This window comes from Paracoccus caeni (assembly GCF_016629665.1).
Taxonomy (GTDB): Bacteria; Pseudomonadota; Alphaproteobacteria; order Rhodobacterales; family Rhodobacteraceae; genus Paracoccus; species Paracoccus caeni.
In genome coordinates this window covers 245,974-269,939 of sequence record NZ_JAEPRQ010000003.1, presented here as the reverse complement: position 1 = coordinate 269,939, position 23,966 = coordinate 245,974, and the positions used below count along the sequence as shown (strand labels likewise).

Genomic DNA, 23,966 nt, shown 5'->3' with positions numbered 1-23,966 from the left:
CCTTCCAGAATTTCGCGACGGCCGGTCCGCGTTAACGGATTGGTAAGCGGTCCATGCCATCTTCGTGAGCGAGAGATAAAGAAGCAGCCCGGAAAGGACAAGAATGACCGCGACGTCCGGCCCATCGCCGGTTCCCCGTGTCGGGTCACAATCCGTGGAATTGCCGGGGTTTGCTCCATCCCGGATGCGCGCGCCGAAGCATGCTTCCGCGCGCCTGCCCCGTCCGGCCGCGGCAGGCCGGGCGGGGCTGTTTCCCTGGGTGCCGGTTTGCCTGTCACTTGGAATCGGGCTGTGGTTCCTGCTTACGGGCCGAATCCCGGTCATCGGATGGGTCGGCGCGGCAGCCATGGCGCTGGTCGGCATCGGCGCGATCAAAGTCGCGATTCCGCTGGCCGAGCGTGGCCGGATCGGCTGGCATCTGGCGGACGGCATGCGCGTCTGCGGCATGGCGCTGGCACTGATTGCGGCAGGGATGGCGCTGATTGCCATCCGCTCGGCAGATGTCGCGGCGCCGGTTCTGGAATGGCGCTATTACGGCCCGGTCGAGGGACGGCTGATCGAGATCGACCGCTCGGCCCGCGACCGGATGAGGCTGACTTTGGATCAGGTGGTCTTGCGCGATATGGCCTCGGACCGCACGCCCGAACGGGTGCGGATGTCGCTGATGAACGACGATGACCCCCTGCCCCCGCTGGGCCAGCGGATCATGCTGACCGGACATCTCGGCCCACCGCCCGGCCCTGCCGCGCCGGGCAGTTTCGATTTCCGCCAGTTCGCGTGGTTCGACCGTCTGGGCGCGGTCGGCTATAGCCGCACGCCGGTCATGTCGGTGTCCGAAGCCCAAGGCATCGCCTGGACCATGCATCGCACCCGGATGGCGATCAGCAGATCGATTCAAGACGGAATTGGCGAGCAAGAGGGCGCGGTTGCATCGGCATTGATGACGGGTGACCGCTCTGGCATCGAAGAGGCCACGAACGAGGTGATGCGGGCTTCGAACCTTTACCACATCATCTCGATCTCCGGCCTGCATATGAGCATGCTGACGGGCTTCGTCTATACGGCGCTGCGGCTTGCGCTGGTTCTGACGCAGGGCCTTGGCGCGCCGCTACCGCAGGGTCTGCACAAGATCGCTGCCCTTGGTGCGCTGCTGGCGGCGGCGGCCTATCTGTGGCTATCGGGCGGAGGCGTCGCGACCGAGCGGTCATTCGTCATGGTCGCCGTCATGCTGGCGGCGATTCTGGTGGACCGGCGGGCGATCTCTTTGCGGACGGTCGCGCTGGCCGCGACGATCATCCTGATCTATTCGCCCGAGGCGTTGACCAGCCCCGGCTTTCAGATGAGCTTTTCGGCAACGGTCGCGCTGGTGCTGGTCTATGGTCCGTGGTCGCGGCTGTCGCCATATCTACCGTGGTGGCTGCGTCCGGTGGCGATCCTGCTGCTGTCGTCATTGGTCGCGTCACTGGCAACCTCGCCCATTGCGGCGGCGCATTTCAACCGGACGGCGCATTATGGGCTGATCGCCAATCTGCTGGCCGTGCCGGTCATGGGCGCGCTGGTGATGCCGGCGGGCGTGATCGCGGCGCTGCTGGCACCGTTCGGTTTGCAGGCACCGGCGCTGTGGGTGATGGGGATCGGCACGAAATGGATGCTGATGGTCGCAGGTTTCATTGCCGATCTGGGCGGCGCTGTCACGGCGATCCCGATGCCCCCCGGCCCTGTCCTGCCCTTGATGGGCTTCGGCGCGGTGCTGATGGTGCTAACATGGCGCGACGGGCCAAGACGGATGCGGGGCACCGCCCTTGGTTTCGGCTTTACTCTGGGCGCGGCGATGCTGGCGCTGTCTGCGGTGCTGTGGTTGACCGCCACCCGCCCGCACCTGCTGATCGCTGGCGAAGGCGATGCGGTGGGGTTGATGACGGCGGAAGGGCGCGCGGTCTCAAAACCCGCAGGCGGTGGTTTTGTGGTCGAGAACTGGCTGCTGGAAGACGGCGACATGGCGACACAAGAGGAATCGGCAGCCCGGTCAGGCTGGAGCGGCCCACGGGGCGAGCGCACCGCCGATCTTCCGGGCGGCTGGCAGATCCTACATCTGAGCGGCAAGGGCGCATCCGAGCGCGCGAATACCGCATGTCAGCCAAAGCGCATCGTCGTTATCGCCGACCGGACCGATTTGCCCAAAGCACCGACATGCCTGCTTTTCGATCTCACTCGATTGCGCCAGACAGGCGCGGTGGCAATCGACTTCAGCAACGGAGAAATGCGGATCACAACGGTGATGGAATAACGCCTAGGAGCAGGTCCGGCGATCTACCGCGCCATGAATACCGGCACCTTTGCTTTCTCCAGCATGCTGCGCGTCGCGCCGCCGAGGATTGCCTGACGGAAACGCGAATGGCCGTAAGCCCCCATGACGACCAAATCCGCCCCGATCTCAATCGCGTGGCGGTTGATCTCGTCGCTGACCGTGCCTTCGGTCCTCGCGATCACAGTGATCTCTGCGTTGACACCATGGCGGCTCAATAGCTGCGCAAGATCTGCGCCGGGATCGGCACCGTCGGCGCTGCGGCGGCCCGGATCGATGATGGTGATCTCGACCGCTTCTGCGGCCTGCAACAGAACCAACGCCCGCCGCGTCGCGGTCAGCGATTCAAGCGAGTGATTCCACGCGATCAGAACCCGTTTGAACCCCGTCACCGGAGCGCCTTCGGGGACGATCAGCACCGGGCACCCTCCCTCGAACATCGCGGCTTCGACCACGACCTCGGCATCGCCCGAAGTATCCGGCCCATAAGGCCGCGACAGGACCACCAGATCCGAGAAGCGTGCCCGCATGCCGACGAAATTGGTGATGCCGCCAAGCTGCGCCACTGCCGATTCGACCGACCAGCGCAGATCGCTTTGACTGCTCAGATGATCGCGGACGGATTTTTCCAATGTGCTGGTGTCCTCAAGCGCGGCATCCATCGCCTCCTGGAACACATAGGGCGAACCGCCGGGGAAATAGTAACCCGACTGGCTATGATCGACGCCAAGGCACAGCACATCAAGATGGCCGTCTTCGGCAGCGGCAAGGCTGGCGGCGGCATCCAGTTGCGCCATGTGGCGGGTATCGGAAAGGACGGTCAGGATCGTCTTGTAGGCCATTGCAGCCTCCCTTGGATACGGCCGGAGCGTATCGGGACGTCTCCGACCTGGCAAAGTCCCTGTTTCTGATGAAAGCACGAATCCGATATGGATCAAGGGGAAAGCCGTTCCAAAGACCGCGCGGCTTCGTTTTGTCGCAGTCTTAAAACGCGGGCGGAATACCAGCGAAGGTGCGGGCTGACACCCTAACCGCGCGGGACGGACCGTCGCGCCTTACCCGAGGCCTGGACCGTCAGGCAGCCAGTTCGCCCTGCAACGAATTCGACGCGCTTCCGACGATCCGCACCTGCACCAGATCGCCGACCTGCGCCTCAGGTGCATCGACGAAGACCGAATGCAGATAGTCGGATTTGCCGATCATCTGGCCTTCGTTCCGGCCCGGCTTCTCAAACAGCACGCCCAGCGTGCGCCCGACCATGCCTTCCTGCGCCGCCTTTTGCTGCCGGGTCAGCAGCGCCTGCAAATCCTGCAAGCGCTGGTCTGCGACTGCACTGTCAACCTCGGCGCGCTCATAGGCGGGGGTGCCGGGGCGGGGCGAGTATTTGAAGCTGAAGGCGGTGCCGAAATTCACCTTGGCGACCAGATCCAGTGTCGCCTGATGATCCTCATCAGTCTCGCCGGGGAAGCCCACGATGAAATCGCTGGTCAGCATGATGTCGGGGCGGGCGTCGCGAATGCGGTCGATCAGGCGAAGATAGGTCTCCGCCGTATGCTTGCGGTTCATCGCCTTCAGGATGCGGTCGCTGCCCGACTGCACCGGCAGATGCAAATAGGGCATCAATTGCGGCACATCGCGGTGAGCGCTGATCAGATCGTCGGCCATGTCGTTGGGATGGCTGGTCGTGTAGCGGATGCGGTCCAGCCCATCCAGATCGCCAAGCGCGCGGATCAGCCGCCCGAAGCCCCATTCCCGGCCATCTTCGCCCGCGCCGTGCCAGCCGTTGACGTTCTGGCCCAGCAAGGTGATCTCGCGCACGCCGCGTTCGACCAGATCGCGGGCTTCCCGCATGATCCGTTCGACCGGGCGACTGACCTCGGACCCACGGGTATAGGGGACGACGCAGAACGCGCAGAACTTGTCACAGCCCTCTTGCACGGTCAGGAAAGCGGCAGGCGCGCGGCGGGTGGCGCGGCGGGCGGGAAGGTGATCGAACTTGTCCTCTTCCGGGAAGTCGGTGAGGATTTTCGGCGCTTCGCCCCGAACCATCGCGGGCAGGCGGTGATAGGTCTGCGGACCGACGACCAGATCGACCACGGGCATCCGGCGGATGATCTCTTCACCTTCCGCCTGTGCCACGCAGCCTGCAACGCCGATCTTCAAGTCGGGCTTTTCGGCCTTCAGCGGCTTCAGGCGGCCAAGGTCGGAATAAAGCTTCTCGGCAGCCTTTTCGCGGATATGGCAGGTGTTCAGCAGGACCATATCGGCTTCCGACTGATCCTCGGTCAGAACATAGCCTTCTGCACCCATGGCCTCGGCCATGCGCTGACTGTCATAGACGTTCATCTGACAGCCATAGGTCTTGATGAATAGCTTTTTCGCCACCGGGGTATTGGCTTGGTCGGTCATACCGTGCTGTCCTTGGGGTTCCGGCGCTGATACAGGAAAGCGCGGCTCTTGGGAAGGTATGGCATGGACAGCGATCTGGTCAGCATCAGCAATATCGGACCGGCAACGGCCAAGGCGCTGATCGCCGCCGGAATCGCCGATGCCGCGACCCTGAGGGCGACTGGCGCACATGAGGCCTACCGCGCCCTGCTGCATGCCGGAGAGCGGCCGCATTTCATCGGCTATTACGTGCTTCAGATGGCGTTGCAGGGGCGGCCATGGAACGACTGCAAGGGCGATGAAAAAGCCGCGCTACGGGTGCGATTCGATGCGCTGGTGGCCGAAGTCAGGGGCGGGCCGCTATCGGGGATCGAGGCGGCGCTGGATGAGATAGGACTGGGAAGGCGCTGAATTTGCCCCATCGGGCGCAAAAAATCTTTACTGAACATGCCTGTTCGGCTTATGGGCAGAGTAAGAGCCCGCATAGAAAAGCCGGGCCATCGAGGGGCTACAGGCATGAAATCAGCACTGACGATCCTAATGGTATCGGCTATCGGCATGGTTGCCGGATGCAAGACCACGACCGAGCCAATCTCGGCAGAAGAGCCCCCGGCGCAGACCGCCGTGCGGGCGCCAGCGCCGGTCACCGCACCGAAGACCAGCAGCACCGCTGCTGCCGCGACGACACAGCCGGTGCGGGTATCGCAGGCTCCGTTGCCACGACCGGCCAACAAGGCAGAGTGGGAACAGGCGGCGGCGGCAAGGCTTGAGGCCTCGGGCAGCCGTATGGAGCAAATGGACGACGTGAAGTCGCTGAACCCGGCGCGGCCCGCGATTGTCAGCTATGTGGTCATGCCGGATGGGCGGATCGCCGATATCAAGCTGGCGGCGTCCTCGGGCCTGCGCCCCTTCGATGCAAGCGTTCAGCGATATGTCGAAGGCGCCAGCCCGTTCCCGCCGTTCAGCCCCGATATGGCAGGCCAGCCGATCCCGCGGATCAGCGTGGTCACTTTCGGCAAGGCCAGCGAAGAGGCGTGGAAAAGCGACGCGGAAGAGCCGCGCAAGGGGCTGTTCAACTAAGAAACAGGCGAGCGGCACAGCCACTCGCCTGCATAGCAGCCGTTTCAACCGGCAAAGCGACGGCTGATCAGGCGAGTTCCGCGAAGACCTTGTTCAGCGCCTGTTCCAGCTTCTCGAACATCTCATCCATCTGCTCTTCGGTCAGGATGAACGGCGGGCACAGCACGATCGACTGGCCCAAGGGGCGGCAGATCAACCCTAGATCGGTGCAGGTGTTCGCGATCCGCTCACTGACCGACAGGCTGCCATCAAAGGGCGTCTTGGTCGGCTTGTCCTTGACCGCTTCCAGTGCCCACATGAAACCAACGCCGCGCAATTCGCCAATATGTTCGCTGCGGTCCATGATCGCGCGCAACCCCGCCTCAAGCCGCGGCGACAGACGGTTGACGTTTTCGGCCAGCCCCTCATTCATCACCACGTCGATGGCTTTCAGCGCGATGGCACAGCCGACCGGATGACCCGAGGCGGTGAAGCCATGCGGAAATTCCTCGATCTTCTCGGCGGCGGCCTGCAGACGGTCGCTTAATTCCGGCCCAAGGATCACCGCGCCCATCGGGAACAGCCCGGCGGTCAGGTTCTTTGACGAAATGATCGCATCCGGCGTGAAGTCGAAGGTCTGGCAGCCCCAGGTATTTCCCGTGCGCCCGAAACCGCAAATGACCTCATCCGAGATCAACGGGATACCATACTTTTTCAGGATCGGCTGGATCGCCTGGAAATACCCGGCGGATGGCGGGATCACCCCGCCTGCGCCCATCACCGGCTCGGCAAAGAAGCCCGCAATGGTGTCGGCACCTTCGCGCTGGATGGTATCTTCCAGCTCTTGCGCAAGCCGCTGCGTGAAAGCCTGTTCGGTCTCACCCTCTTGGCCAAAACGCCAGTAATGCGGACAGGTCAGGTGGATGAACCCGTCCATCGGCAGGCCGAACACCTCGTTATAGGGCTTGCCGGTCATGCTGGCGGAAACGACCGTGACGCCGTGATAGGCGTTCCAGCGGGTCAGGATCTTGCGCCGCTTTGGATTGCCCTCGCTGGCATGCAGGAACCACAGCATCTTGACCATCGAGTCATTCGCCTCGGACCCGGAATTGGTGTAGAAAACCCTTCCGTGATCGAACGGCGAAACCTCGATCAGCTTTTCAGACAGCAACACGGTCTGATCGGACAGGCGACCAAAGAAAGAGTGATAGCCGGGAAAGCGGTCATATTGCGCCTTCGCCGCGTCGGCCAATCCCTTGTGGTCAAAGCCCGCGACCATGTTCCAAAGGCCGGAATTCGCGTCTAGATAGCGCTTGCCATTCACGTCGAAGACATAGGGGCCTTCGCCATGGGTCAGCACCACGGCACCGCGTTGATGCACGCTGGGCAAATCGGTGAAACCATAGAACGAGTATTCGTCTGCGCGAGCTTCCCAGCTTTGCGGCGTTGTCATGTGCAGCCTCCCCAAGGATCGATGCGTAAGCGTTTCGGGCAGGCTATCCGCGCCGCGAGGCACGTTCAATGGGCCGCCCGGCTGCCCGCGCGGCCCGGTTCGATCATGCCGCCGCCGCTTCCAACTCGGCGACCTCGATCTTCACCATGTTCATCAGCACGGGCCAGACCTTTGCTGCATCCGGGCCGTTCAGCAGTTCAATCGCGCGCTGCGGCACGATCTGCCACGACAGGCCGAACCGATCCTTCAGCCAACCGCATTGCGATTCAACGCCGCCTTGCAACAGTGCGGCCCACAACCGATCCGTCTCGGCCTGATCTTCAGTCGTGACCGAAATCGACGCCGCCTCGGACAGGGTGAAATGCGGCCCGCCATTCAGCGCCATATAGGACGTCCCCGCCAGCGAGAACTCGACCGTCAGCACCTTGCCCTTGTCGGGACCATCGGCGTAGTGGCTCACCCGTCCGAGACTGCTGCCGGGGATGATCGAGACATAAAATTCCGCCGCCTCAAGCCCCTGATGGTCGAACCAGAAGCAGGTTTTGACCTTATCGCTCATTGCTCTACCCTCTTCGATCCGGTGAAGCTGAGCATCCACGGCGTGTTGTAGCGGTCGCGGAACATAGCGAAACGCTCGGCCCAGAAGGCCTCATCCGGGGACATCGCGATCGATTCCGCGCCTTCCGACAACGCGGCATAGACCCGGTCGAAATCCGCACGCGAGGGGGTTTCGATGGTGACATAAAAACCCTGCGGTCGGTCATACATGTCGTCGGAATTGTCCGAGGCCATGATCGTGGTATTCCCCAGCTTGACGGCCATATTCATGACCAGATCGTCGCCGCCGGGCATACGCGAGTCGGGGTCCGCATCTTTATTGCGGAATACGCCAGAGACCTCTCCGCCCAGAACATCGGCATAATGCGTCATCGCCTCAAGGCAGTTGCCCTTGAAAAACAGATAGATGGTCGGTTCCATGTGATCCTCCTGTCACAACGTATTGGCAAGCGCTTCAAGCTGATCCGCAACCGCGCTCCAGCCTTCGTGGAAGCCCATCGCCTCATGTTCCTTCTTGACCTCTTCGCTCCAATGGCGGGCACGGGCGACGTAATGGGTGCGGCCTTCGCCAGCATCCTCGAAGGTGATTTCGGCGACCATGAAGGGGCGGCCAGAAGGCAGCCAACCCGGCGCGAAGGCATCGGTGAAGATCAGTTTCCGGCCCTCGACGATCTCCAGATAGACGCCGGTATTCGGGAATTCCTCACCTTCCGGCCCGTGCATCACGGTCGAGAATTCACCACCCGGGCGCAGATCGACAACCGCGTCGCTGACCGACCAGGGCTTCGGGCAGAACCATTCCTCCATCAGCTTCGGATCGGTCCAGCAGCGCCACAGCTTTTCGCGCGGGGCGTTCAGAATGCGGTCCAGAACCAGTTCGTTGGTTGCGTCAGTCATGTTGTCCTCCCATAGGACTGGCTTGAAATAAAAGGGTTATGTAGCGTTTCAGGTGATCGACCCCGTCGATGGCGACCGCAGGATCATCGGCGGCTTTGGCAAGGATGAACGCGCCTTGCAGAACCGCTTGCGTGTGGGCAGCCAGACTTGCCGCCGTCCAGTCGCCCTTGATCCCGCGCGCTTTCATTGCCGCTTCGATATCCGGCTCCAACGTAGCGGCATGGCCAAAGATGCTAGCCGCACAGGCTTCGCGGATCGCCGGATGGGCGTGATAGACTTCTTGCGTCATCGTACCGACAAGGCAGGTGAACGCCTCCAGATCGCCGGCGATGATGTCCCGCCGGAAATCGACATAGGCCAGCACACGATCCAGCGGATCGGCGTGGTCGTGATAAGGCGCCGTTGCAAACAGCGCCCCAGTGGTCTCGGACCAGTATTGCGCCGCCGCCACGCCCAACGCCTCTTTGTTGGCGAAGTGGTGGAAGAAAGCGCCCTTGGTGACCCCCGCAGCCTTGCAAAGCTGATCGACGCTGGTCGCGGCGAAACCCTGACTGCGAACAATGTCACGAGCCGCGTCCAGCAGCCTTGTCCGCGCATCGCCCCGGTCGGGATCTATGTTGGTTTTCCTTGCCATGCATTTAACATACCGACTGGTTGGTATGTTTTGCAAGTGATTCTTTTCAGAATACGATTCCGGCGCCGCCGACCGATCGCGGCCAGCACAAAAATATAGTTTTATTTCATGTTGTTAATTGCCGATGGCAGGGCGAAACAACCCGTTCTGATCGACAGAAAAGCCGGATTTCATCGGACCATACCCGCACCTGAGCAACTTATCGGGCCCCTGACAGACAGCCTCGACCATCAGCGTTCCAGAACGTGCCAACCGCATAGCTCAGCATCATCGAGAGCAAAATCATCTCCCCGCCATCTTCCAGAATTCCGAACAACCCGCCTATCATCGACTGCTCAGGCAATTGTGTATGGATTGCATCGACAACCACGACGCAGAACTTTCCGCAATCCGCTGACGGTTAAACGTAGGCTGCCCGCCCCTGGAAAAACTCAATAGAAAACCCCCGCCAGCGGATGCTGCGGGGGTTTTCTGATAACGCTTGTCGCGTCGTCTTACAGTGCGCCTTCGCAAACGCTCTTAGAGAGCGCCTTCGCGCTGTGCCTTTTTACGGGCCAGCTTGCGGGCACGGCGGACGGCCTCGGCCTTTTCACGGGCTTTCTTGACCGACGGCTTCTCGAAATGTTGCCGAAGCTTCATTTCGCGGAAGACACCTTCGCGCTGAAGTTTTTTCTTCAGAGCACGGAGCGCCTGTTCGACGTTATTGTCGCGAACATTGACCTGCATGTGGTTGTCACCACCTTCCTAGGTTAGAGTTGCAAGATTGCAGGAAGCGCCCCGATAGCAAAACCGGGCGCCTTTGTCCAGATGAGGCTGACATGACCCAGACCGAGCGTGACGCATTGATCGAGGCCGCCCTGACCCACGTCCCTTTTGAGGGGATGAACGACCGCGCCATCCGTTCCGGCGCGCGCGATATCGGGATCAGCGACGATATGGCCCGCGTGCATTTCCCCGAGGGCGGTGCGGGTCTGGCAGCGGCCTATCACCGGCGTGGCGATGCGGCTTTGCGCGCCGAACTTGAGGCTAACCCGCCGCAGGGCCGATTCCGGGATCGGGTGGCCGAGGCAGTCTGGCGGCGCCTGCAACTGGCCGAACCGGAGCTGGTTCGCGCGGGCGCGGCGACGTTGGCTTTGCCGCAGAATGCAGCGCTGGCGGCACGGTTGGTCTGGGAGACGGCGGATGTGATCTGGACGGCTTTGGGCGATAGCTCGGACGACGTGAACTGGTATTCGAAACGGGCGACGCTGTCGGCGGTGATCAGTGCCTCGGTCCTGTTCTGGCTGGGTGACGAATCGGAAGGCCACGCCGAGACGCGCGATTTCATCGACCGGCGGATCGATGGGGTCATGCGGTTCGAGCAGATCAAGGGTTCGCTTCGCAAACTGCCCGGCGCGCAAGCCTTGACCGGGCTTGCATTCGGATGGATCAAGGCACCTCGCAGCCGTGACCTGCCCGGAAAATCCAGCAACTACTGAAAGCAGCGCCATGTTTCCCGATTCGATGCAAGCTGTTGAGATTTCTACGCCCGGCGACGCCGATGGCTTGAAGCTGGTCACCCGGTCGGTGCCGGTGCCGCGTCACGATCAGATCCTGATCAAGGTCGCCTATGCCGGGGTAAACCGGCCCGATGTCCTGCAACGGCAGGGCAGCTACGCCCCACCTCCGGGCGCATCCGATCTGCCGGGGCTAGAGGCGTCGGGCGAGATCGTCGATATGGGCAAGGGCGTGACGCGCTGGCGGCGGGGCGAGCAGGTCTGTGCGCTTCTGCCAGGCGGTGGATATGCGGAATACGTGCTCTGCCATGCGGATCATGCGCTGCGTATCCCCTATGGGCTGTCGCTGCGGGAAGCCGCCTGCCTGCCCGAGACGGCCTTCACGGTCTGGTCGAACGTCGTCACCCGCGGCGGGCTGAAGGGGGGCGAGCGGTTTCTGGTCCATGGCGGCACATCTGGCATCGGCATGATGGCGATCCAGCTTGGCCGGACTCTGGGCGCCAGAGTCTTCGCGACTGCGGGCAGCGAGGCCAAATGCGAGGCGATCCGGGCGCTGGACGCGGTGGCGATCAACTATCGCAACGAAGATTTCGTGAAAATCCTGTCGGCGGCTGGCGGGGCGGATGTGATCCTCGACATGGTTGGCGGCAGCTATATCCCGCGCAATATCAAGGCACTGGCACCGGATGGCCGTCTAGTGATGATCGCGTTCCTAGAGGGTCCAAAGGTCGAGCTGAACTTTGCCCAGATCATGACGCGGCGTCTGACGGTGACCGGCTCAACTCTGCGACCGCAATCCGATGCCGCCAAGGCCGAGATTGCGGAACAGTTGCGCAAGAAGCTGTGGCCCTTGGTGTCCGGCGGGACGGTCAAGGTGACGATCGACAGCGAATTCGACCTGAAAGACGCGGCGCAGGCCCATCGCCGGATGGAGAGCAGCGAGCATATCGGAAAGATCGTCCTGAAGGTCGCCGGGGCCTGACATCACCGAGGCTCGCGAAGAAGCGCGAACCTCGGCATGTTTCACGAACGGCGCTGCCCTACATGCCGCCCAACCGAATCGGGTCGGGGCAAAGCGCTGTGTGTGCGCGCCAGTTCTGTCACCCTACGCATGATCGCTTCCGGCGCGGGCGTTGCCTTCGCCGCGTTGGAATCCACATGCAGCAGCATCTGTTCTGCGGTCGCCAGAAGCTCCTGCGTTTCGCGGTTCAGGATGCTGTGGAACACCTGCAGGCGTTTGTCATCCGCTGACAGGATTTGCGTGGTCGTGACATAGCTATCGCCCGCGATGGCCTGTCCCAGATGCATGATGTGCGTCTCGACCGTGTAGTAGCTGCGTCCCGAGGCAACGTAATCCGCGTTCACGCCTATCTCTTCCAGAAGCGCGTCGGTGGTATAGCCGAACACCTCCAGATAGCGGTGTTCGGTCATGTGGCCGTTATAGTCGATCCATTCTTCGGGAACGTTGCCGCTGGTCAGGGTGAGCAGGTCTGCAGGGTCAGCATGCCGGGCTGCACCATCGCGCAAGGCCTGTTCGTGCTGGCGCAACAGCGCGCCTGCGCCCCAGCCTGCGCCACCCTGTTGCGCGGCCAAGGCACGGGTGATGGCGACAAGGTTGTCGTCGCGGATACGCTCAAGCTCGCGGATGCCGCGACCTTCGGCCTGGTCGTCGGACTGACTTGCGATGCGGTCGATCAGCGCCTCGTTCAGATCGGGCACGTCCATCAGCTTGGTCCAGTTCCATTCCAGCGCCGGACCGAACTGATGCAGAAAATGGCGCATTCCGGCCTCGCCGCCCGCAATGCGATAGGTCTGGAACAGACCCATCTGCGCCCAGCGAAGACCGAAGGAATAGCGGATGACATCGTCGATATCGGTGACGCTGGCGATGTCGTCATTGACCAGCCACAGCGCCTCGCGCCACAGCGCCTCAAGCAGGCGGTCGCCGACGAAAGCCTCGATCTCGCGCTTGATGATCACCGGCTTCATGCCGAGATGCAGATAAATCTCGGTGGCGCGGGTGATGGTCTCGGCGCTGGTCTGCTGACCGCCGACAAGCTCGACCAGCGGCAGCAGATAGACCGGGTTATAGGGGTGGGCGACGACCAGCCTTTCGGGATGGGTCATGCCCTGCTGCAAATCGCTGGGCAGCAACCCCGAGGTGGACGATCCGATGATCGCATCGGCAGGCGCTGCGACATCGATGGCCTGCAGCACGCGATGTTTCAGGTCCAGCCGCTCGGGCACGCTTTCCTGCACCAGCCCGGCACCCGAAACGGCCTCTTCCAGCGACGCTGCGAAGCGCAGGTTGCCGCGTTGCGGAAGCGGTGCATCGACCAGTCGCGTAATGGCGCGCTCCGCATTGGCAAGAACCTCACCCACGACACGCTCTGCCTCGGGCGAGGGGTCAAAGACATCGACATCGACACCCGCCAGCAGCAGCCGCGCCACCCAACCGGCCCCGATCACACCGCCGCCGATACAGGCGGCCTTCGTCACGATCATGCTCACCAGCGTTTCTCCAGCGAAAGTTTGCGCCGCACTTCTTCCGGTCCCAGCAGCCGCCCGCCCAGCGTCGTCACCACGCTGGCCGCACGCTCGACCAGCGCTTCGTTGGTCGCCAGAACACCCTTGTCCAGCCAGATATTATCCTCAAGCCCGACGCGGATATTGCCGCCCGCCAGCATCGCCAGCGCGGCATAGGGCAACTGGTTGCGCCCAATCGAAAAGGCCGAGAAGGTCCAGCCGTCGGGCAGGTTGTCCACGATGGCCTTCAGCGTATTGATATCGTCGGGTGCGCCCCAGGGGATACCCATGCAAAGCTGCACCATGACCGGATCGTCGATGACGCCCTGCGCCTTCAACCATTTGGCCAGCAACAGATGGCCGGTATCGAAGATCTCGATCTCGGGGCGGACGCCAAGCGCCTGAATCTGGCGGCCCATTTCCTTCAGCATCGCGGGGGTGTTGGTCATCACATAATCGCCCTCGCCGAAATTCATCGTGCCGCAATCGAGCGTGCAGATTTCAGGGCGAAGCTCGGCGATATGGACCAGACGCTCGGTCGCGCCGACCATGTCGGTGCCCGAGGGATCGACCGGGAACGGCGCATCGGTCGATCCAAGAACCAGATCGCCGCCCATCCCTGCCGTCAGATTCAGCACCATATCGACGCCGGAATCCCGGATCCGCTCAACCACCTCGCGATAAAGCGCCGGATCGCGCGAGCCCTTTCCCGTTTCGGGATCACGGACATGGATATGGGCAATGGCGGCCCCGGCCTTCGCCGCCGCAATCGAGGATTCCGCAATCTGCTGCGGCGTCACCGGCACCTTGTCGGACCGCCCCGTCGTGTCGCCCGAGCCGGTCACGGCGCAGGTGATGAAAACTTCCCGGTTCGGGGTCAGCGCCATCTCGATATCCTCGTCAGTGTGTTTCGCTTCTTCCAGCTTGACCGAGGCAGGGGGAATGCCTTTAGCATGATACGCAATCCGTTTTGCAAACTGCGCAACCCAGACCCGGTAGCCATGATCCTTCAACCGACCGACGAAACCCTGACCGCAACGGTGCTGGTGCTGCCCGATGCCTCGCTGATGAGCCTTGCCTCGACACTGGACCCGATGCGGGCGGCGAACCGGACGACCGGCACGCAGGTCTTTGACTGGAAGGTCGTCTCGATCGACGGGCGGCCGGTCGCGACCAGCAGCGGCTTGCCGGTGCAGGTCGATGCGGCCTTTGACCCGCATGATCCGGGCGAATTGCTGATCGTGGTCGCGGCTTTCAACGTGATGCGCCATGCAACAGCGCAGGTTCTGGCCGCGATCCGCACGGCGGCGCGGCGGGCGGTGATGATCGGCGGGGTCGAGGCCGGACCATGGGTGCTGGCCCGCACGGGACTGCTGGATGATCGCCGTGCCACGACTCATTGGGAGGATCTGGAGGATTTCGCCGCGCGCTTTCCTCAGGTCCGGGTTATTCCCGACCGTTGGGTGATCGACGGCAATATCTTCACCACCGGCGGCGCCGCCCCGGCGCTGGATTTTATGCTGGCACTGATCCGCGCCCGTCGCGGCTATGGTGCGGCGCTGAGCGTGGCCAGCCTTTATGTCTATGAGGAAATGCATCTGCCCTCGGATGCGCAGCCGCTGGTCTCGATGGGCCGGATCGGACGGCGAGAGCCGCGCGTGGCCGAGGCGATCCGCATCATGGAGGCACATCTGGACGCCCCCCTGCCTGTCAGCGTGATCGCACGCCGGGCGGGTTGTTCCACCCGGACGCTGGAGGGGCTTTTCCGCGATCTGGTCCAGACCTCGCCGGGCGCCTATTACCTGTCGCTGAGGTTGCAGGCAGCGCGGCGACTGGTGGTCGATACTGATCTGTCGATGGCAGAAACAGCGGTTCGCACCGGGTTTTCGTCCATCGCGTCGCTTTCACGGGCGTTCAGGCGGCAATACGGGCATCCGCCCTCTGCCGCCCGTCGCCGGGTCAGGGATCAGACGCCAAGCGCCTCTTGAACCGCGGGCAGGCCCGGCTCGCCCTCGAAGGTGGTGACATCGGCCAACCAGCCTTCCAGCACATCCGGGTTTTCCTTCAGCCAGCGCTCGGCGGCGGCGGCGGGCTCCAGACCTTCGTCAAGGATGTAGGACATCATCAGATCCTCGGCCTCGACGGTGAAGACCAGATTGGACAGAAACTTGCCGAGATTCGGGCAATCCGTGGAAAAGCCCGCGCGGGTATTGGTCTGCACGGTCGCAGCGCCGTCGTTCGGTCCGAAGACATCATCGCCGTCGGTCAGATACTCGATCTCATAGCGCACATTCATCGGATGCGGACGCCAGCCGAAGAACAGGATATCGCCTTCCGAACGGATCGCCCGGTCAACCTGCGCCAGCATCCCCTGTTCGCTGGATTCGACCAGCTCGAACGCCGAAAGGCCGAACTTGTCGCTGTCGATCATCTCCAGCATGGTGGTATTGGCGCTGCTGCCCGCCTCGATGCTGAAAATCTGCCCGCCAAGCTGGTCCTTGAACCCGGCAATGTCGGCATAGGTCTTCAGCCCGGCATCATAGGTGTGCTTGGGCACCGCAAAGCCAATCAGCGCGCCTTCCAGATTGACGCCCGCAACCTCGATCTCGCCGGATTCGATCAGTGGCGTCGCGACCGGCTCTTGCAGCGGCATCCAGTTGCCAAGGAAAATGTCGGTGTCGCCCTGCTTCAGCGATTCAAAGGTGACCGCGACCGACAGGACCGAAACTTCCGGCGTGTAGCCCAGACCCTGAAGAACCAGAGAGGCGGTGGCGGTGGTGGCGGAAATATCGGTCCAGCCGACATCCGAGAAACTCGGCGACTGACAGGTGCCCGCGTCTTCTGCCGCACTGGCCGATTGTGCCGCAGCAAGCGAGGCGAGAATTCCGGCCGCAAGAATGCGCTTCATAACGTTCTCTCCCGTGTTGGATCGGCCGATATTGTGATTTGCGTGTTTCGGCCCGACCTTCAGCGTAATCCACAGAAGCCAGCGCGGTTTACATCTTGCGCAGTCTTTTTTGCGATTCACGCTTCAAAAACCCGTCTGACGCTGGTTGTCTGCGCTGATTGATCGCCATTTCCGGGATCGCGCCTTCCGTGCGGGGGCTGACAGATCAGGCGGCGCAGGTTAGCAATACCAAAACCGACGGAGGGGTCATGTCGATCATCTATGTCCTGAACGGGCCGAACCTGAACCTTCTGGGCAAGCGCCAGCCCGAGATTTATGGCAGCGATACGCTGGAAGATGTCGAACATCTGTGCCGCAATCTTGCCGGCGATCACGAGATCCGGTTCCTGCAATCGAACTGGGAAGGCCAGATCGTCGACTGGATTCAGGAGGCGCGCGAAAAGGCTGCCGCTATCGTCATCAATCCGGGCGCGCTGACCCATACTTCGGTTGCGGTGCTGGACGCGCTGCACGCCTTTGACGGCCCGGTGATCGAGGTGCATATCAGCCAGATCCACAAGCGCGAACCGTTCCGGCACCATTCCTATGTCTCGATGCGCGCCGATGGCGTCATCGCGGGCTTTGGCATTCAGGGCTATGCCGCCGCGATCAGGCGTGTGGTGACACTGCTGGACTCCTGAGACGGGCCAGTCACTCGGCGACAAGTGGCTTGTTGTCGGCGCGGAATCGGTAAACTCTGCTCATATTGAAAGGGTGGGGATTTGCGATGACGGATATGGACAATACCGAACAAGGCCGCTCGCTCAGAGGGCGGCTCAAGAGATCCGGTCAGGCAGAGCTGGTCTTGCCGCGTCGGCGCGACCCGATCGGCATTCTGGAAGAGCAACATCTTAGCCGTCTGGCGGAGCTGGTGCCGGTGCGGATCGGGCGGATGTCGCAATCGGTTTTCGCCTTCTATCGCGGCACCGCTGCCGTGATGGCCGCCGACCTTGCCGCCGGGCCGCATACCGGCATCAACGTCGTCTGCTGCGGCGATGCCCATGTCTCGAATTTCGGCTTCTACGCCTCGCCCGAACGCGCGCTGCTTTTCGATCTCAACGATTTCGATGAGGCGAGTATCGCGCCCTGGGAATGGGATGTGAAGCGCCTTGCGGCCAGTGTGCATGTGGGCGGTCGCGATATCGGCATGTCCGAGGAAGCCTGTCGTGACGCCACGCAGCGCACCGTTGCCGCCTATCGCGAAAGCCTGCAAAGCCTGATGCAACTGACCGCGCTGGAGCGGTATTATTACAAGGTCGATGCCGATCTGGTGCAGCAGATGTTGGCCAGCGAACAGACCCGCAAGGCGGTGAAAAAGGCGCGCAAGCGGACCTCGGATCAGTTGCTGGCCAAGATCACCATGCGTGATGAAAAGGGTCGCGGGCTGTGCATCGTCGATCAGCCGCCGGTGACGCGGCATGTCTCGCATGGCGATGTGGATGAGCTTGGCGTTCTGTTCCAGCAATATATGGGCACGCTGCGCGAGGATACGGCGTGGCTGCTGTCGCAGTTCAAGCTGGTCGATTCCGTGCTGCGCGTGGTGGGCGTCGGCAGCGTCGGCACACGTTGCTATGTGCTGGCCTTTGAAGGGCCGCAGGGCGAGGTGCTGTTTTTGCAGGCGAAAGAGGCGCAGCCATCGGTGCTGACCACCTATGGCGGCATGCCGCCGGTGATCCCCGGAGCCGAGGGCACCTCTGATCACAACGAAGGCCACCGCGTCGTCGCCGGGCAGCGGATTTTGCAGGCGCAGTCGGACCCGTTCATCGGCCATATCGTCGGTTGGGCGGGTGAGACCGACGACCGGCTTCGGGTCGATTACTACTGGCGGCAGTTCCGCGACATGAAAGGTTCGATCGATCTGGCAACGCTGGATGGGACGCAGTTCACCGCCTATGGCGAGCTTTGCGGGCGGCTATTGGCGCGGGCGCATAGCCAATCGCCGGGGGCGGCTGCGATTGCGGGCTATCTGGGCAGCGGCGCAAAGTTCGACGAAGCGGTGTCGGCGTGGTCCGCCGCCTATGCCGATCAATGCGAGGCGGATTACGATGCGCTGAAAGCGGCAATCAAATCCGGCAGGCTTCCGGCCGAAACCGAAGCCTGACCGCCGCTTAACCCTTGGGTCGCTCGCCCTTCCCCGCCCGCCATGCCGCTGAACGGCCCAGCAGATGCGCGCCGATGGGGGCGGTCAGGAACAGAAACAGGATCGCGATAATGGCGCGGGTAACGGCGCTGGTTCCGCCGATATCGACCGCCGCCGCCAGCAACGCCAGCGCCCCGGCGAAGGCGCCGACCTTGGACGAGGCATGCATCCGCGACAGCGCGTCAGGAAACCGCACCACGCCGATGGAGGCGACAAGGGCGAAGAACCCGGCCAGCAGTGCAAGGATCGCGGTGATCAGATCAATCATCGGTATCGCTCTTTCTCGCCTGCCGTTCGGCATAGCGGGCCAGCGCAACCACCGAGACGAAACTTGCCAGCGCCAGCACCACGGCAATGTCCAGATAAGCCTCGGTCTGCATCCTGACCGCGAAGAGGCCGCAGAAGGCGATGACCGCCGCCGTCATCATATCCAGCGCGACCACCCGGTCGGCCAGCGTCGGGCCGCGCCACAGCCGGATGAACCCGATGGCGATGGCCAGCGCCACCATCGCAAGGGCGATGTTCAGGCTGGCGACAAGATAGCAGGTCATCGGAAAACCTCTCTTACGCGGTGCTCCATGCCGGATTTCAGCTCTTCGACCAGCGCCTCGGGGTCTTCGGCATAGATCGAATGGATCAGCAGCGCGCTGCGATCCGGGGTCACGTCCAGCGTCAGCGTGCCCGGCGTCAGCGAGATCAGGTTGGCGACCAGAAAGATCTCGATATCCGACTGCACGGTCAGCGGCATCCGAACGATGGCCGGATGAAGGTTCGGGCGTGGGGCGATGCAGTCGCGGGCCACGTTGATGCAGGATTTGACCAGTTCCCTGAGGAAATAGACCGTCAGGATCGCGCCTTGCGGCAGGGCGCGGAAATAGCGGTCATTGCCGGGGCCGAACAGTGCGCGCGCAAACCACAGCCCCGCAAAGCCAAGGCCAAAGCCTGCCAGCAGGTTCGGCGCCGAAAAACCGTTCCACAAGGCCGCCCATGTCAGGGCAATGACCACGTTCAGCACGAAAAGGGTCATTTCACAGCCTCCCTCAGCACGGTCTGCACATAGTCCGTGGGCTCCAGCAATTGCTGGGCAGCGGTGGTGGCGTAGTCAAGGAACGGCGCGGGATAAAGCCCGATGATCACCGTCATCACCGCCAGCGCGATGACCGGCGACAGCATCAGCCAGCGGATACGGGGGCTGATGGTGGCAAGCGCAGGCTCGATCCCCTGCGGATGGCCTTTCCAGAACGCCTCGGCCCAGATTTTCGTCATCGAGTAGATCGTCAGCAGCCCGACCAGCAGCGCGATGCCTGCGACCAGTGCGGCCTCTAGTTCCAGCGACGCCTGCACCAGCACATATTTCGCCCAGAAGCCCGAGAGCGGCGGAAAGCCTGCCAGCGAAAAGGCCGGGATCATGAACAGCACCGACAAAAGCGGCGCGGCGCGGTATAGCCCGCCGATCGCGTAAAGGTCGGACGATCCGGTCAGCCGGCGAGAGACGCCTGCGATCAGAAACAGGTTCGATTTCACGATGATATGGTGGATGAGATAGAAGATCGCCCCCATCACCGCCAACGGCGTCATCAGCGCCAGCCCAAGGATCATGTAGCCGATCTGGCTGATGATGTGGAACGACAAGATTTTGCGGAAATCGCTTTGCGCCGCCGCGCCCAGCACGCCGGTCAGCATCGTCGCCAGCGCCACCCACAAAAGGATTTGATGCGTAAAGCCCTGATCGCCCACGAAGATCAGCGTGAACACCCGGATCAGCGCATAGACGCCCACCTTGGTCAGCAGACCCGCAAACACCGCCGAGACTGCGTAATGCGGCGTGTGATAGGATGCGGGCAGCCAGAAGAACAGCGGGAACACCCCGGCCTTCAGCCCGAACCCGATCATGAACATCATTGCGATGGCGGTCATCAGCCCTTGATCGGGATGGTCGGCCACCGCCTGCCGCAGATCGGCCATGTTCAGCGTCCCCGTCGCCCCGTAAAGCAGCCCCGCCGCGCACAGGAACAGCACGGTCGAGATCAGGTTCAGCGTCACGTATTTCACCGCGCCGTCGATGGCCTCTTTGCGTCCGCCCATGATCAGCAGGCCGAAAGAGGAAATCAGCAACACCTCGAACCAGACATAAAGGTTGAAGATGTCGCCGGTCAGGAACGCCCCGGTAACGCCGCCCAAAAGCGTCTGGTAAACGCCGTGCCAGCCCATGCGGGCGGTATCGTCGTCAATCTCGGCCAGTGCCCAGATGGCGGTTGCCAGCCCGATGATCGCGGTAATCAGCACCATCGCCGCGCCAAGATAATCGGCGACCAGCGTGATCCCGAAAGGCGCGGCCCATGTGCTCATCTGCGTGGCGATCACACCCTCGCGCATGACCGTGCCGACGAGCAGGCAGGCGAGGATCAGCGAAATCACCGAGCCTGCGACCGAGATGCGCGCGCTCCACCGGCTGTTGCGCGTCAGAAGCGACAGGGCGGCGGTGCAGAACGGGAACAGGATCGGAAGCGCCAGAAGCCAGCTCATGCGTCCTCTTTCGGCTCGGCAAGGCGCATCTGATCGACGTCAAGGTGGTGAAAGCTGCGATAGGCGCGGATGGTCAACGCCAGCGAGAAGGCGAAAAGGCCAAAGCCGATGACGATGGCGGTCAGCAGCAGCGCCTGCGGCAGCGAATTCGCCATCACGGCATCGGGCAGAGCCCCTTTGTCGCCCAGAAAGGGCGGCGTGCCGGGGGTCAGGCGGCCCGCGCTGAAAATGGCGATATTGACCGCGTTCGACAGCAGCAGCAGCCCGAACAGGAACCGCAGCAGGTTCCCCGACAACATCAGCCAGACCGCCGCAGCCACAAGAAAGCCGGACAGAAGTGCAAGGACGGTTTCCATCAGGCCGTCTCCTCCAATGCGAAGATCAGCGTCAGCATGCCGCCGAAGACCGCCAGATAGACGCCGATATCGAACACAAGGACGCTTGAGACGGCATAGCCCCAGACCTCGCCCCAGACCCCGGCGAACGGCTCTTGCCCGGTGAATGCGGAGGCGAAAGCGCCGATCAGGGCGCAGATCAGGCCAAGGATGCCGATGGTGCGGGGATCGATGCGCAGCGCCTTGCGCGCGGCCTCGACCCCTGCCGCAAAGGCGTAGAGGGTAAAGCCGCAGGCCGCGATCAGCCCGCCGATGAAGCCACCGCCCGGAGCATTATGGCCGCGCAGCAGCACGTAAAGCGAGAAGACCAGAAACAGCGGCACCAGAAAGCGGGCGCCGGTCAGCAGGATCAGCGATTTCATGGCCCCGCCTTTCGCGACCGCCGTTTCAGCACGGCATAGGCCCCGACCGAGGCCAAGAACACCACCGTCAATTCGCCGAAGGTGTCAAAGGCGCGGAAATCGACTAGGATCACGTTCACGATGTTCAGCCCATGGGCGAGGCTGTAGCTGTTTTCCTCGAAAAAGCTGGTGATGTGGCGGTCAAGCGGGTGCGTGGTTACCGCCAGCACGATCAGCGTTACGGTCAGCCCGACCGCCCCCGCCAGGACCGCATGGGCAAGCTGGCGCGACTTGCTGCGCCGCTCGACAATGGCGGGCAGGCGCAGGGCGGCAATGGCGAAAAGAACGGCGGAGAGGGTCTCGACCATCAGCTGCGTGGTGGCGACATCGGGCGCGCCGAAGAAGATGAAAATCAGAGTCACGCCGATGCCGGTGGTGCCGATCCCGCTGATCGCCGCGATCCGCGACCGAGTGCCCAGCGTCAGCACCGCACCCGCTGCGGTAACGGCCGCGATCACCCAGATCAGCAGCGGCGCCGACAGATCAATCGCGATGACGGGCCTGCGCAGGAGCAGCGCGCCGCCGATGGCCAGCACCATGACCACAAAAGTTGCCGTCAGATAGGCGGTCAGGCGACCCGGCTGGATCAGGCGGGTCTGCCACGCGGCGAAGGTGCGGAAATGGTCCAGAAAGCGGTCCCAACCCGGATCGAATCCGGGCAACCGGGCCAATAGGTCAGCGATGGCACGACGATAGCGGTCGCGCATCAGGTAAAGCGTGATGCCCATCGCGAAGGTCGCAAGGCTGAGGAAGAAAGGCAGGTTGAATCCGGCCCAGAGGTGCAGTTCCGCGGCGTGATCCCGGCCAAAGCCGGTCGTCAGCATCGCCTCGATCATCGGTTGCAGCAGCCCCGCGCCAAGCCCGAAGACAAGCCCAAGCCCGCCCAGCAACAGCGGCCCGACCCACATCTGCCACGGTGCCTCATGCGGGATATGGGGCGTCTTGATCCGCGCCCCCCAGAATGGGCGCAGGGCGACGACGCCAGCAACTGCGACCATCAGCGCATTGGCCGTCAGAACGCCAAGGATAACCAGTGGCTCGGGCGAGATCGTGGCGGCGCCCGCATAAAGCAGTTCCTTGCCGATCCAGCCGATCAGCGGCGGCACACCCGCCATCGACAGCCCCGCCAATGCAGCGGCAAGCGCGGTGATCGGCAGCGCGCCGCGCAACCCGCCCAGCAAGGCGACATCGCGGGAGCCGGTGCCGTGATCGATTGCGCCGACGACCATGAACAGCGCCGCCTTGTACAGCGAATGAACGATCAGGAAGGTCACCGCCGCCGTCAGCGCGTATTCAGAAGACCCCGCCAGAAACAGCGTGATCGTGCCAAGCGCCATCAGCGTGGTATAGGCCAGCGCCTGCTTCAGATCGGTCTGGCGCAGCGCAAGGATCGAGGCCATCACCGCCGTCACCAGCCCCGCCGCCGTCAGCGAGCCTTGCCATGCGGGCGTATCGCCCAGCACCGGATGCAGCCGCGCCAGCAGATAGACCCCGGCCTTCACCATCGTTGCGGAATGCAGATAGGCCGACACCGGCGTCGGCGCGGCCATGGCGTTTGGCAGCCAGAAATGGAACGGAAACTGCGCCGATTTGGTGAAAGCGCCCAGCAGGACAAGGATCAGGATCGGGGTGTAATAGCTGCTGTCCTGCAACCCCGGCCCGGTCAGGATCTGCGCCAGATCAAAGCTGCCCCCCGCCAACCCTATAAGGATGAACCCCGCCAGCAGCGCCAGCCCTCCGGCGGCGGTAACCAGCATCGCCTGCAACGCATTGCGGCGCGCCTGTGCATTCTCGTGGTCGAAGCCGATCAGCAGATAAGAGGTCACGCTGGTCAATTCCCAGAACACGAACAGCGTGATCAGATCGCGCGCCATGACCACGCCCAGCATCGACAGCATGAAGGCGAACAGGAACAACACAAAGCGCCCGAATCGCGGGTGATCGCCCATATAGCCGGTCGCGTAGAGGAAGATCAGAGAGCCGATGCCGGTGATCAGCAACGCGAAGGTCAGCGACAACCCGTCCAGCATGAAGGCCAGCGACACGCCCAGCGAAGGCGCCCAGTCGATGCCGAACAGCACCCGCCCCCCGGCCAGCACTTCGGGTAGCGCAAGGCTCAGCAGCCCCGCCATGACCGCCGCAGCGATCGCCCCGGCATAGCCGAAGACCCGAGCCTTGCCCGATCCGGTTCTCTGTTCAGCCATGCCTCTCCCGCTGACGCTGTCGTCCGATACGCTCACA

26 protein-coding genes are annotated in these 23,966 nt (G+C 62.8%); 8 read left to right on the top strand and 18 right to left on the bottom strand.

The window, feature by feature from the left end:
* Positions 1-103 precede the first annotated feature (103 nt).
* On the top strand, positions 104-2,287 hold the full coding sequence (locus JJJ17_RS10870; RefSeq protein WP_234464035.1) for a ComEC/Rec2 family competence protein: 2,184 nt from the start codon (positions 104-106) through the stop codon (positions 2,285-2,287).
* Positions 2,288-2,310: 23 nt separating this feature from the next.
* Here JJJ17_RS10870 and JJJ17_RS10865 read toward each other — a convergent pair whose 3' ends face one another.
* A complete protein-coding gene (locus tag JJJ17_RS10865) occupies positions 2,311-3,147 on the bottom strand; it encodes a universal stress protein (protein ID WP_200686264.1) in 837 nt (278 codons plus the stop codon).
* Positions 3,148-3,379: 232 nt separating this feature from the next.
* Complete coding sequence (gene miaB, locus JJJ17_RS10860; protein ID WP_200686262.1) at positions 3,380-4,714, bottom strand: tRNA (N6-isopentenyl adenosine(37)-C2)-methylthiotransferase MiaB; 1,335 nt, start codon at positions 4,712-4,714, stop codon at positions 3,380-3,382.
* Between the two features lie 63 nt (positions 4,715-4,777).
* On the opposite strand from miaB, the gene JJJ17_RS10855 reads away from it, so the two are divergent.
* Together JJJ17_RS10855 and JJJ17_RS10850 are read left to right on the top strand one after the other, a co-directional pair.
* The gene (locus JJJ17_RS10855; RefSeq protein WP_200686260.1) at positions 4,778-5,104 is read left to right on the top strand and encodes a TfoX/Sxy family protein; all 327 of its coding nucleotides are present in this window, start codon (positions 4,778-4,780) and stop codon (positions 5,102-5,104) included.
* A gap of 105 nt (positions 5,105-5,209) precedes the next feature.
* Positions 5,210-5,773: a TonB family protein gene (locus tag JJJ17_RS10850; RefSeq protein WP_200686258.1), complete on the top strand. Its 564-nt coding sequence runs from the start codon at positions 5,210-5,212 to the stop codon at positions 5,771-5,773.
* A 67-nt stretch (positions 5,774-5,840) separates the two neighbouring features.
* Here JJJ17_RS10850 and JJJ17_RS10845 read toward each other — a convergent pair whose 3' ends face one another.
* The 6 genes from JJJ17_RS10845 to rpsU all read right to left on the bottom strand — a co-directional run bounded on the left by JJJ17_RS10845 (position 5,841) and on the right by rpsU (position 10,020).
* On the bottom strand, positions 5,841-7,205 hold the full coding sequence (locus JJJ17_RS10845) for an aminotransferase (RefSeq protein ID WP_200686256.1): 1,365 nt from the start codon (positions 7,203-7,205) through the stop codon (positions 5,841-5,843).
* Between the two features lie 103 nt (positions 7,206-7,308).
* Positions 7,309-7,764, bottom strand: a complete 456-nt coding sequence (locus tag JJJ17_RS10840; protein ID WP_200686254.1) for a VOC family protein — start codon at positions 7,762-7,764, stop codon at positions 7,309-7,311.
* The gene (locus JJJ17_RS10835) at positions 7,761-8,183 is read right to left on the bottom strand and encodes a VOC family protein (RefSeq protein WP_200686252.1); all 423 of its coding nucleotides are present in this window, start codon (positions 8,181-8,183) and stop codon (positions 7,761-7,763) included. Before JJJ17_RS10835 ends, JJJ17_RS10840 begins: the two co-directional genes overlap by 4 nt.
* 12 nt (positions 8,184-8,195) lie before the next feature.
* Positions 8,196-8,660: an SRPBCC family protein gene (locus tag JJJ17_RS10830; RefSeq protein ID WP_200686250.1), complete on the bottom strand. Its 465-nt coding sequence runs from the start codon at positions 8,658-8,660 to the stop codon at positions 8,196-8,198.
* Entirely contained in the window at positions 8,653-9,294 is a 642-nt protein-coding gene (locus JJJ17_RS10825) for a TetR/AcrR family transcriptional regulator (protein ID WP_200686248.1), read from the bottom strand. Before JJJ17_RS10825 ends, JJJ17_RS10830 begins: the two co-directional genes overlap by 8 nt.
* Before the next feature lie 519 nt (positions 9,295-9,813).
* Positions 9,814-10,020 (bottom strand): 30S ribosomal protein S21, encoded by a 207-nt coding sequence (gene rpsU / locus JJJ17_RS10820; RefSeq protein WP_022705914.1) that lies wholly within the window; start codon positions 10,018-10,020, stop codon positions 9,814-9,816.
* A gap of 92 nt (positions 10,021-10,112) precedes the next feature.
* On the opposite strand from rpsU, the gene JJJ17_RS10815 reads away from it, so the two are divergent.
* On the top strand, positions 10,113-10,772 hold the full coding sequence (locus JJJ17_RS10815; RefSeq protein WP_200686245.1) for a COQ9 family protein: 660 nt from the start codon (positions 10,113-10,115) through the stop codon (positions 10,770-10,772).
* A gap of 10 nt (positions 10,773-10,782) precedes the next feature.
* Positions 10,783-11,772, top strand: a complete 990-nt coding sequence (locus JJJ17_RS10810) for an NAD(P)H-quinone oxidoreductase (protein WP_200686244.1) — start codon at positions 10,783-10,785, stop codon at positions 11,770-11,772.
* A 41-nt stretch (positions 11,773-11,813) separates the two neighbouring features.
* On the opposite strand, the gene JJJ17_RS10805 is transcribed toward JJJ17_RS10810, so the two are convergent.
* Both JJJ17_RS10805 and JJJ17_RS10800 read right to left on the bottom strand, forming a co-directional pair.
* The gene (locus JJJ17_RS10805) at positions 11,814-13,295 is read right to left on the bottom strand and encodes a carnitine 3-dehydrogenase (RefSeq protein ID WP_234464055.1); all 1,482 of its coding nucleotides are present in this window, start codon (positions 13,293-13,295) and stop codon (positions 11,814-11,816) included.
* Between the two features lie 2 nt (positions 13,296-13,297).
* Positions 13,298-14,203, bottom strand: coding sequence for a BKACE family enzyme (locus tag JJJ17_RS10800; RefSeq protein WP_200686242.1), 906 nt, complete (start codon positions 14,201-14,203; stop codon positions 13,298-13,300).
* Between the two features lie 114 nt (positions 14,204-14,317).
* Between JJJ17_RS10800 and JJJ17_RS10795 the strand changes: the two genes are divergently transcribed.
* A complete protein-coding gene (locus tag JJJ17_RS10795) occupies positions 14,318-15,304 on the top strand; it encodes a GlxA family transcriptional regulator (RefSeq protein ID WP_200686240.1) in 987 nt (328 codons plus the stop codon).
* On the opposite strand, the gene choX is transcribed toward JJJ17_RS10795, so the two are convergent.
* Complete coding sequence (gene choX, locus JJJ17_RS10790; protein WP_200686238.1) at positions 15,283-16,224, bottom strand: choline ABC transporter substrate-binding protein; 942 nt, start codon at positions 16,222-16,224, stop codon at positions 15,283-15,285. The two genes, JJJ17_RS10795 and choX, sit on opposite strands and share 22 nt — an antisense overlap.
* A 248-nt stretch (positions 16,225-16,472) precedes the next feature.
* On the opposite strand from choX, the gene aroQ reads away from it, so the two are divergent.
* Both aroQ and JJJ17_RS10780 read left to right on the top strand, forming a co-directional pair.
* Complete coding sequence (gene aroQ / locus JJJ17_RS10785) at positions 16,473-16,904, top strand: type II 3-dehydroquinate dehydratase (protein WP_200686236.1); 432 nt, start codon at positions 16,473-16,475, stop codon at positions 16,902-16,904.
* A gap of 86 nt (positions 16,905-16,990) precedes the next feature.
* On the top strand, positions 16,991-18,364 hold the full coding sequence (locus JJJ17_RS10780; protein WP_200686234.1) for a DUF2252 domain-containing protein: 1,374 nt from the start codon (positions 16,991-16,993) through the stop codon (positions 18,362-18,364).
* A gap of 7 nt (positions 18,365-18,371) precedes the next feature.
* On the opposite strand, the gene mnhG is transcribed toward JJJ17_RS10780, so the two are convergent.
* Genes mnhG through mbhE form a run of 7 tightly spaced genes read right to left on the bottom strand, consistent with a single transcriptional unit; the run spans position 18,372 to position 23,929 of the window.
* Positions 18,372-18,671, bottom strand: coding sequence for a monovalent cation/H(+) antiporter subunit G (gene mnhG, locus JJJ17_RS10775; RefSeq protein WP_234464034.1), 300 nt, complete (start codon positions 18,669-18,671; stop codon positions 18,372-18,374).
* Positions 18,664-18,954 carry a monovalent cation/H+ antiporter complex subunit F gene (locus JJJ17_RS10770; protein WP_200686230.1) on the bottom strand — a complete coding sequence of 97 codons (291 nt, stop codon included), beginning with the start codon at positions 18,952-18,954 and terminating at the stop codon, positions 18,664-18,666. Before JJJ17_RS10770 ends, mnhG begins: the two co-directional genes overlap by 8 nt.
* Positions 18,951-19,430 carry a Na+/H+ antiporter subunit E gene (locus JJJ17_RS10765; protein ID WP_200686228.1) on the bottom strand — a complete coding sequence of 160 codons (480 nt, stop codon included), beginning with the start codon at positions 19,428-19,430 and terminating at the stop codon, positions 18,951-18,953. Before JJJ17_RS10765 ends, JJJ17_RS10770 begins: the two co-directional genes overlap by 4 nt.
* Positions 19,427-20,929 (bottom strand): Na+/H+ antiporter subunit D, encoded by a 1,503-nt coding sequence (locus tag JJJ17_RS10760; protein ID WP_200686226.1) that lies wholly within the window; start codon positions 20,927-20,929, stop codon positions 19,427-19,429. Before JJJ17_RS10760 ends, JJJ17_RS10765 begins: the two co-directional genes overlap by 4 nt.
* Positions 20,926-21,285, bottom strand: coding sequence for a Na+/H+ antiporter subunit C (locus JJJ17_RS10755; protein WP_200686224.1), 360 nt, complete (start codon positions 21,283-21,285; stop codon positions 20,926-20,928). The genes JJJ17_RS10760 and JJJ17_RS10755 overlap by 4 nt, the downstream gene beginning before the upstream one ends.
* Positions 21,285-21,686, bottom strand: a complete 402-nt coding sequence (locus tag JJJ17_RS10750; protein WP_200686222.1) for an MnhB domain-containing protein — start codon at positions 21,684-21,686, stop codon at positions 21,285-21,287. The genes JJJ17_RS10755 and JJJ17_RS10750 overlap by 1 nt, the downstream gene beginning before the upstream one ends.
* On the bottom strand, positions 21,683-23,929 hold the full coding sequence (mbhE, locus tag JJJ17_RS10745; protein WP_200686220.1) for a hydrogen gas-evolving membrane-bound hydrogenase subunit E: 2,247 nt from the start codon (positions 23,927-23,929) through the stop codon (positions 21,683-21,685). Before mbhE ends, JJJ17_RS10750 begins: the two co-directional genes overlap by 4 nt.
* Positions 23,930-23,966 lie beyond the last annotated feature (37 nt).

Excerpts from the sequence above, each read along its gene's own strand:
- JJJ17_RS10870 (WP_234464035.1), top strand. The coding sequence starts at position 104 with ATGACCGCGACGTCCGGCCCATCGCCGGTTCCCCGTGTCGGGTCACAA.
- JJJ17_RS10865 (WP_200686264.1), bottom strand. The coding sequence starts at position 3,147 with ATGGCCTACAAGACGATCCTGACCGTCCTTTCCGATACCCGCCACATG.
- miaB (WP_200686262.1), bottom strand. The coding sequence starts at position 4,714 with ATGACCGACCAAGCCAATACCCCGGTGGCGAAAAAGCTATTCATCAAG.
- JJJ17_RS10855 (WP_200686260.1), top strand. The coding sequence starts at position 4,778 with ATGGACAGCGATCTGGTCAGCATCAGCAATATCGGACCGGCAACGGCC.
- JJJ17_RS10850 (WP_200686258.1), top strand. The coding sequence starts at position 5,210 with ATGAAATCAGCACTGACGATCCTAATGGTATCGGCTATCGGCATGGTT.
- JJJ17_RS10845 (WP_200686256.1), bottom strand. The coding sequence starts at position 7,205 with ATGACAACGCCGCAAAGCTGGGAAGCTCGCGCAGACGAATACTCGTTC.
- JJJ17_RS10840 (WP_200686254.1), bottom strand. The coding sequence starts at position 7,764 with ATGAGCGATAAGGTCAAAACCTGCTTCTGGTTCGACCATCAGGGGCTT.
- JJJ17_RS10835 (WP_200686252.1), bottom strand. The coding sequence starts at position 8,183 with ATGGAACCGACCATCTATCTGTTTTTCAAGGGCAACTGCCTTGAGGCG.
- JJJ17_RS10830 (WP_200686250.1), bottom strand. The coding sequence starts at position 8,660 with ATGACTGACGCAACCAACGAACTGGTTCTGGACCGCATTCTGAACGCC.
- JJJ17_RS10825 (WP_200686248.1), bottom strand. The coding sequence starts at position 9,294 with ATGGCAAGGAAAACCAACATAGATCCCGACCGGGGCGATGCGCGGACA.
- rpsU (WP_022705914.1), bottom strand. The coding sequence starts at position 10,020 with ATGCAGGTCAATGTTCGCGACAATAACGTCGAACAGGCGCTCCGTGCT.
- JJJ17_RS10815 (WP_200686245.1), top strand. The coding sequence starts at position 10,113 with ATGACCCAGACCGAGCGTGACGCATTGATCGAGGCCGCCCTGACCCAC.
- JJJ17_RS10810 (WP_200686244.1), top strand. The coding sequence starts at position 10,783 with ATGTTTCCCGATTCGATGCAAGCTGTTGAGATTTCTACGCCCGGCGAC.
- JJJ17_RS10805 (WP_234464055.1), bottom strand. The coding sequence starts at position 13,295 with ATGATCGTGACGAAGGCCGCCTGTATCGGCGGCGGTGTGATCGGGGCC.
- JJJ17_RS10800 (WP_200686242.1), bottom strand. The coding sequence starts at position 14,203 with ATGGCGCTGACCCCGAACCGGGAAGTTTTCATCACCTGCGCCGTGACC.
- JJJ17_RS10795 (WP_200686240.1), top strand. The coding sequence starts at position 14,318 with ATGATCCTTCAACCGACCGACGAAACCCTGACCGCAACGGTGCTGGTG.
- choX (WP_200686238.1), bottom strand. The coding sequence starts at position 16,224 with ATGAAGCGCATTCTTGCGGCCGGAATTCTCGCCTCGCTTGCTGCGGCA.
- aroQ (WP_200686236.1), top strand. The coding sequence starts at position 16,473 with ATGTCGATCATCTATGTCCTGAACGGGCCGAACCTGAACCTTCTGGGC.
- JJJ17_RS10780 (WP_200686234.1), top strand. The coding sequence starts at position 16,991 with ATGACGGATATGGACAATACCGAACAAGGCCGCTCGCTCAGAGGGCGG.
- mnhG (WP_234464034.1), bottom strand. The coding sequence starts at position 18,671 with ATGATTGATCTGATCACCGCGATCCTTGCACTGCTGGCCGGGTTCTTC.
- JJJ17_RS10770 (WP_200686230.1), bottom strand. The coding sequence starts at position 18,954 with ATGACCTGCTATCTTGTCGCCAGCCTGAACATCGCCCTTGCGATGGTG.
- JJJ17_RS10765 (WP_200686228.1), bottom strand. The coding sequence starts at position 19,430 with ATGACCCTTTTCGTGCTGAACGTGGTCATTGCCCTGACATGGGCGGCC.
- JJJ17_RS10760 (WP_200686226.1), bottom strand. The coding sequence starts at position 20,929 with ATGAGCTGGCTTCTGGCGCTTCCGATCCTGTTCCCGTTCTGCACCGCC.
- JJJ17_RS10755 (WP_200686224.1), bottom strand. The coding sequence starts at position 21,285 with ATGGAAACCGTCCTTGCACTTCTGTCCGGCTTTCTTGTGGCTGCGGCG.
- JJJ17_RS10750 (WP_200686222.1), bottom strand. The coding sequence starts at position 21,686 with ATGAAATCGCTGATCCTGCTGACCGGCGCCCGCTTTCTGGTGCCGCTG.
- mbhE (WP_200686220.1), bottom strand. The coding sequence starts at position 23,929 with ATGGCTGAACAGAGAACCGGATCGGGCAAGGCTCGGGTCTTCGGCTAT.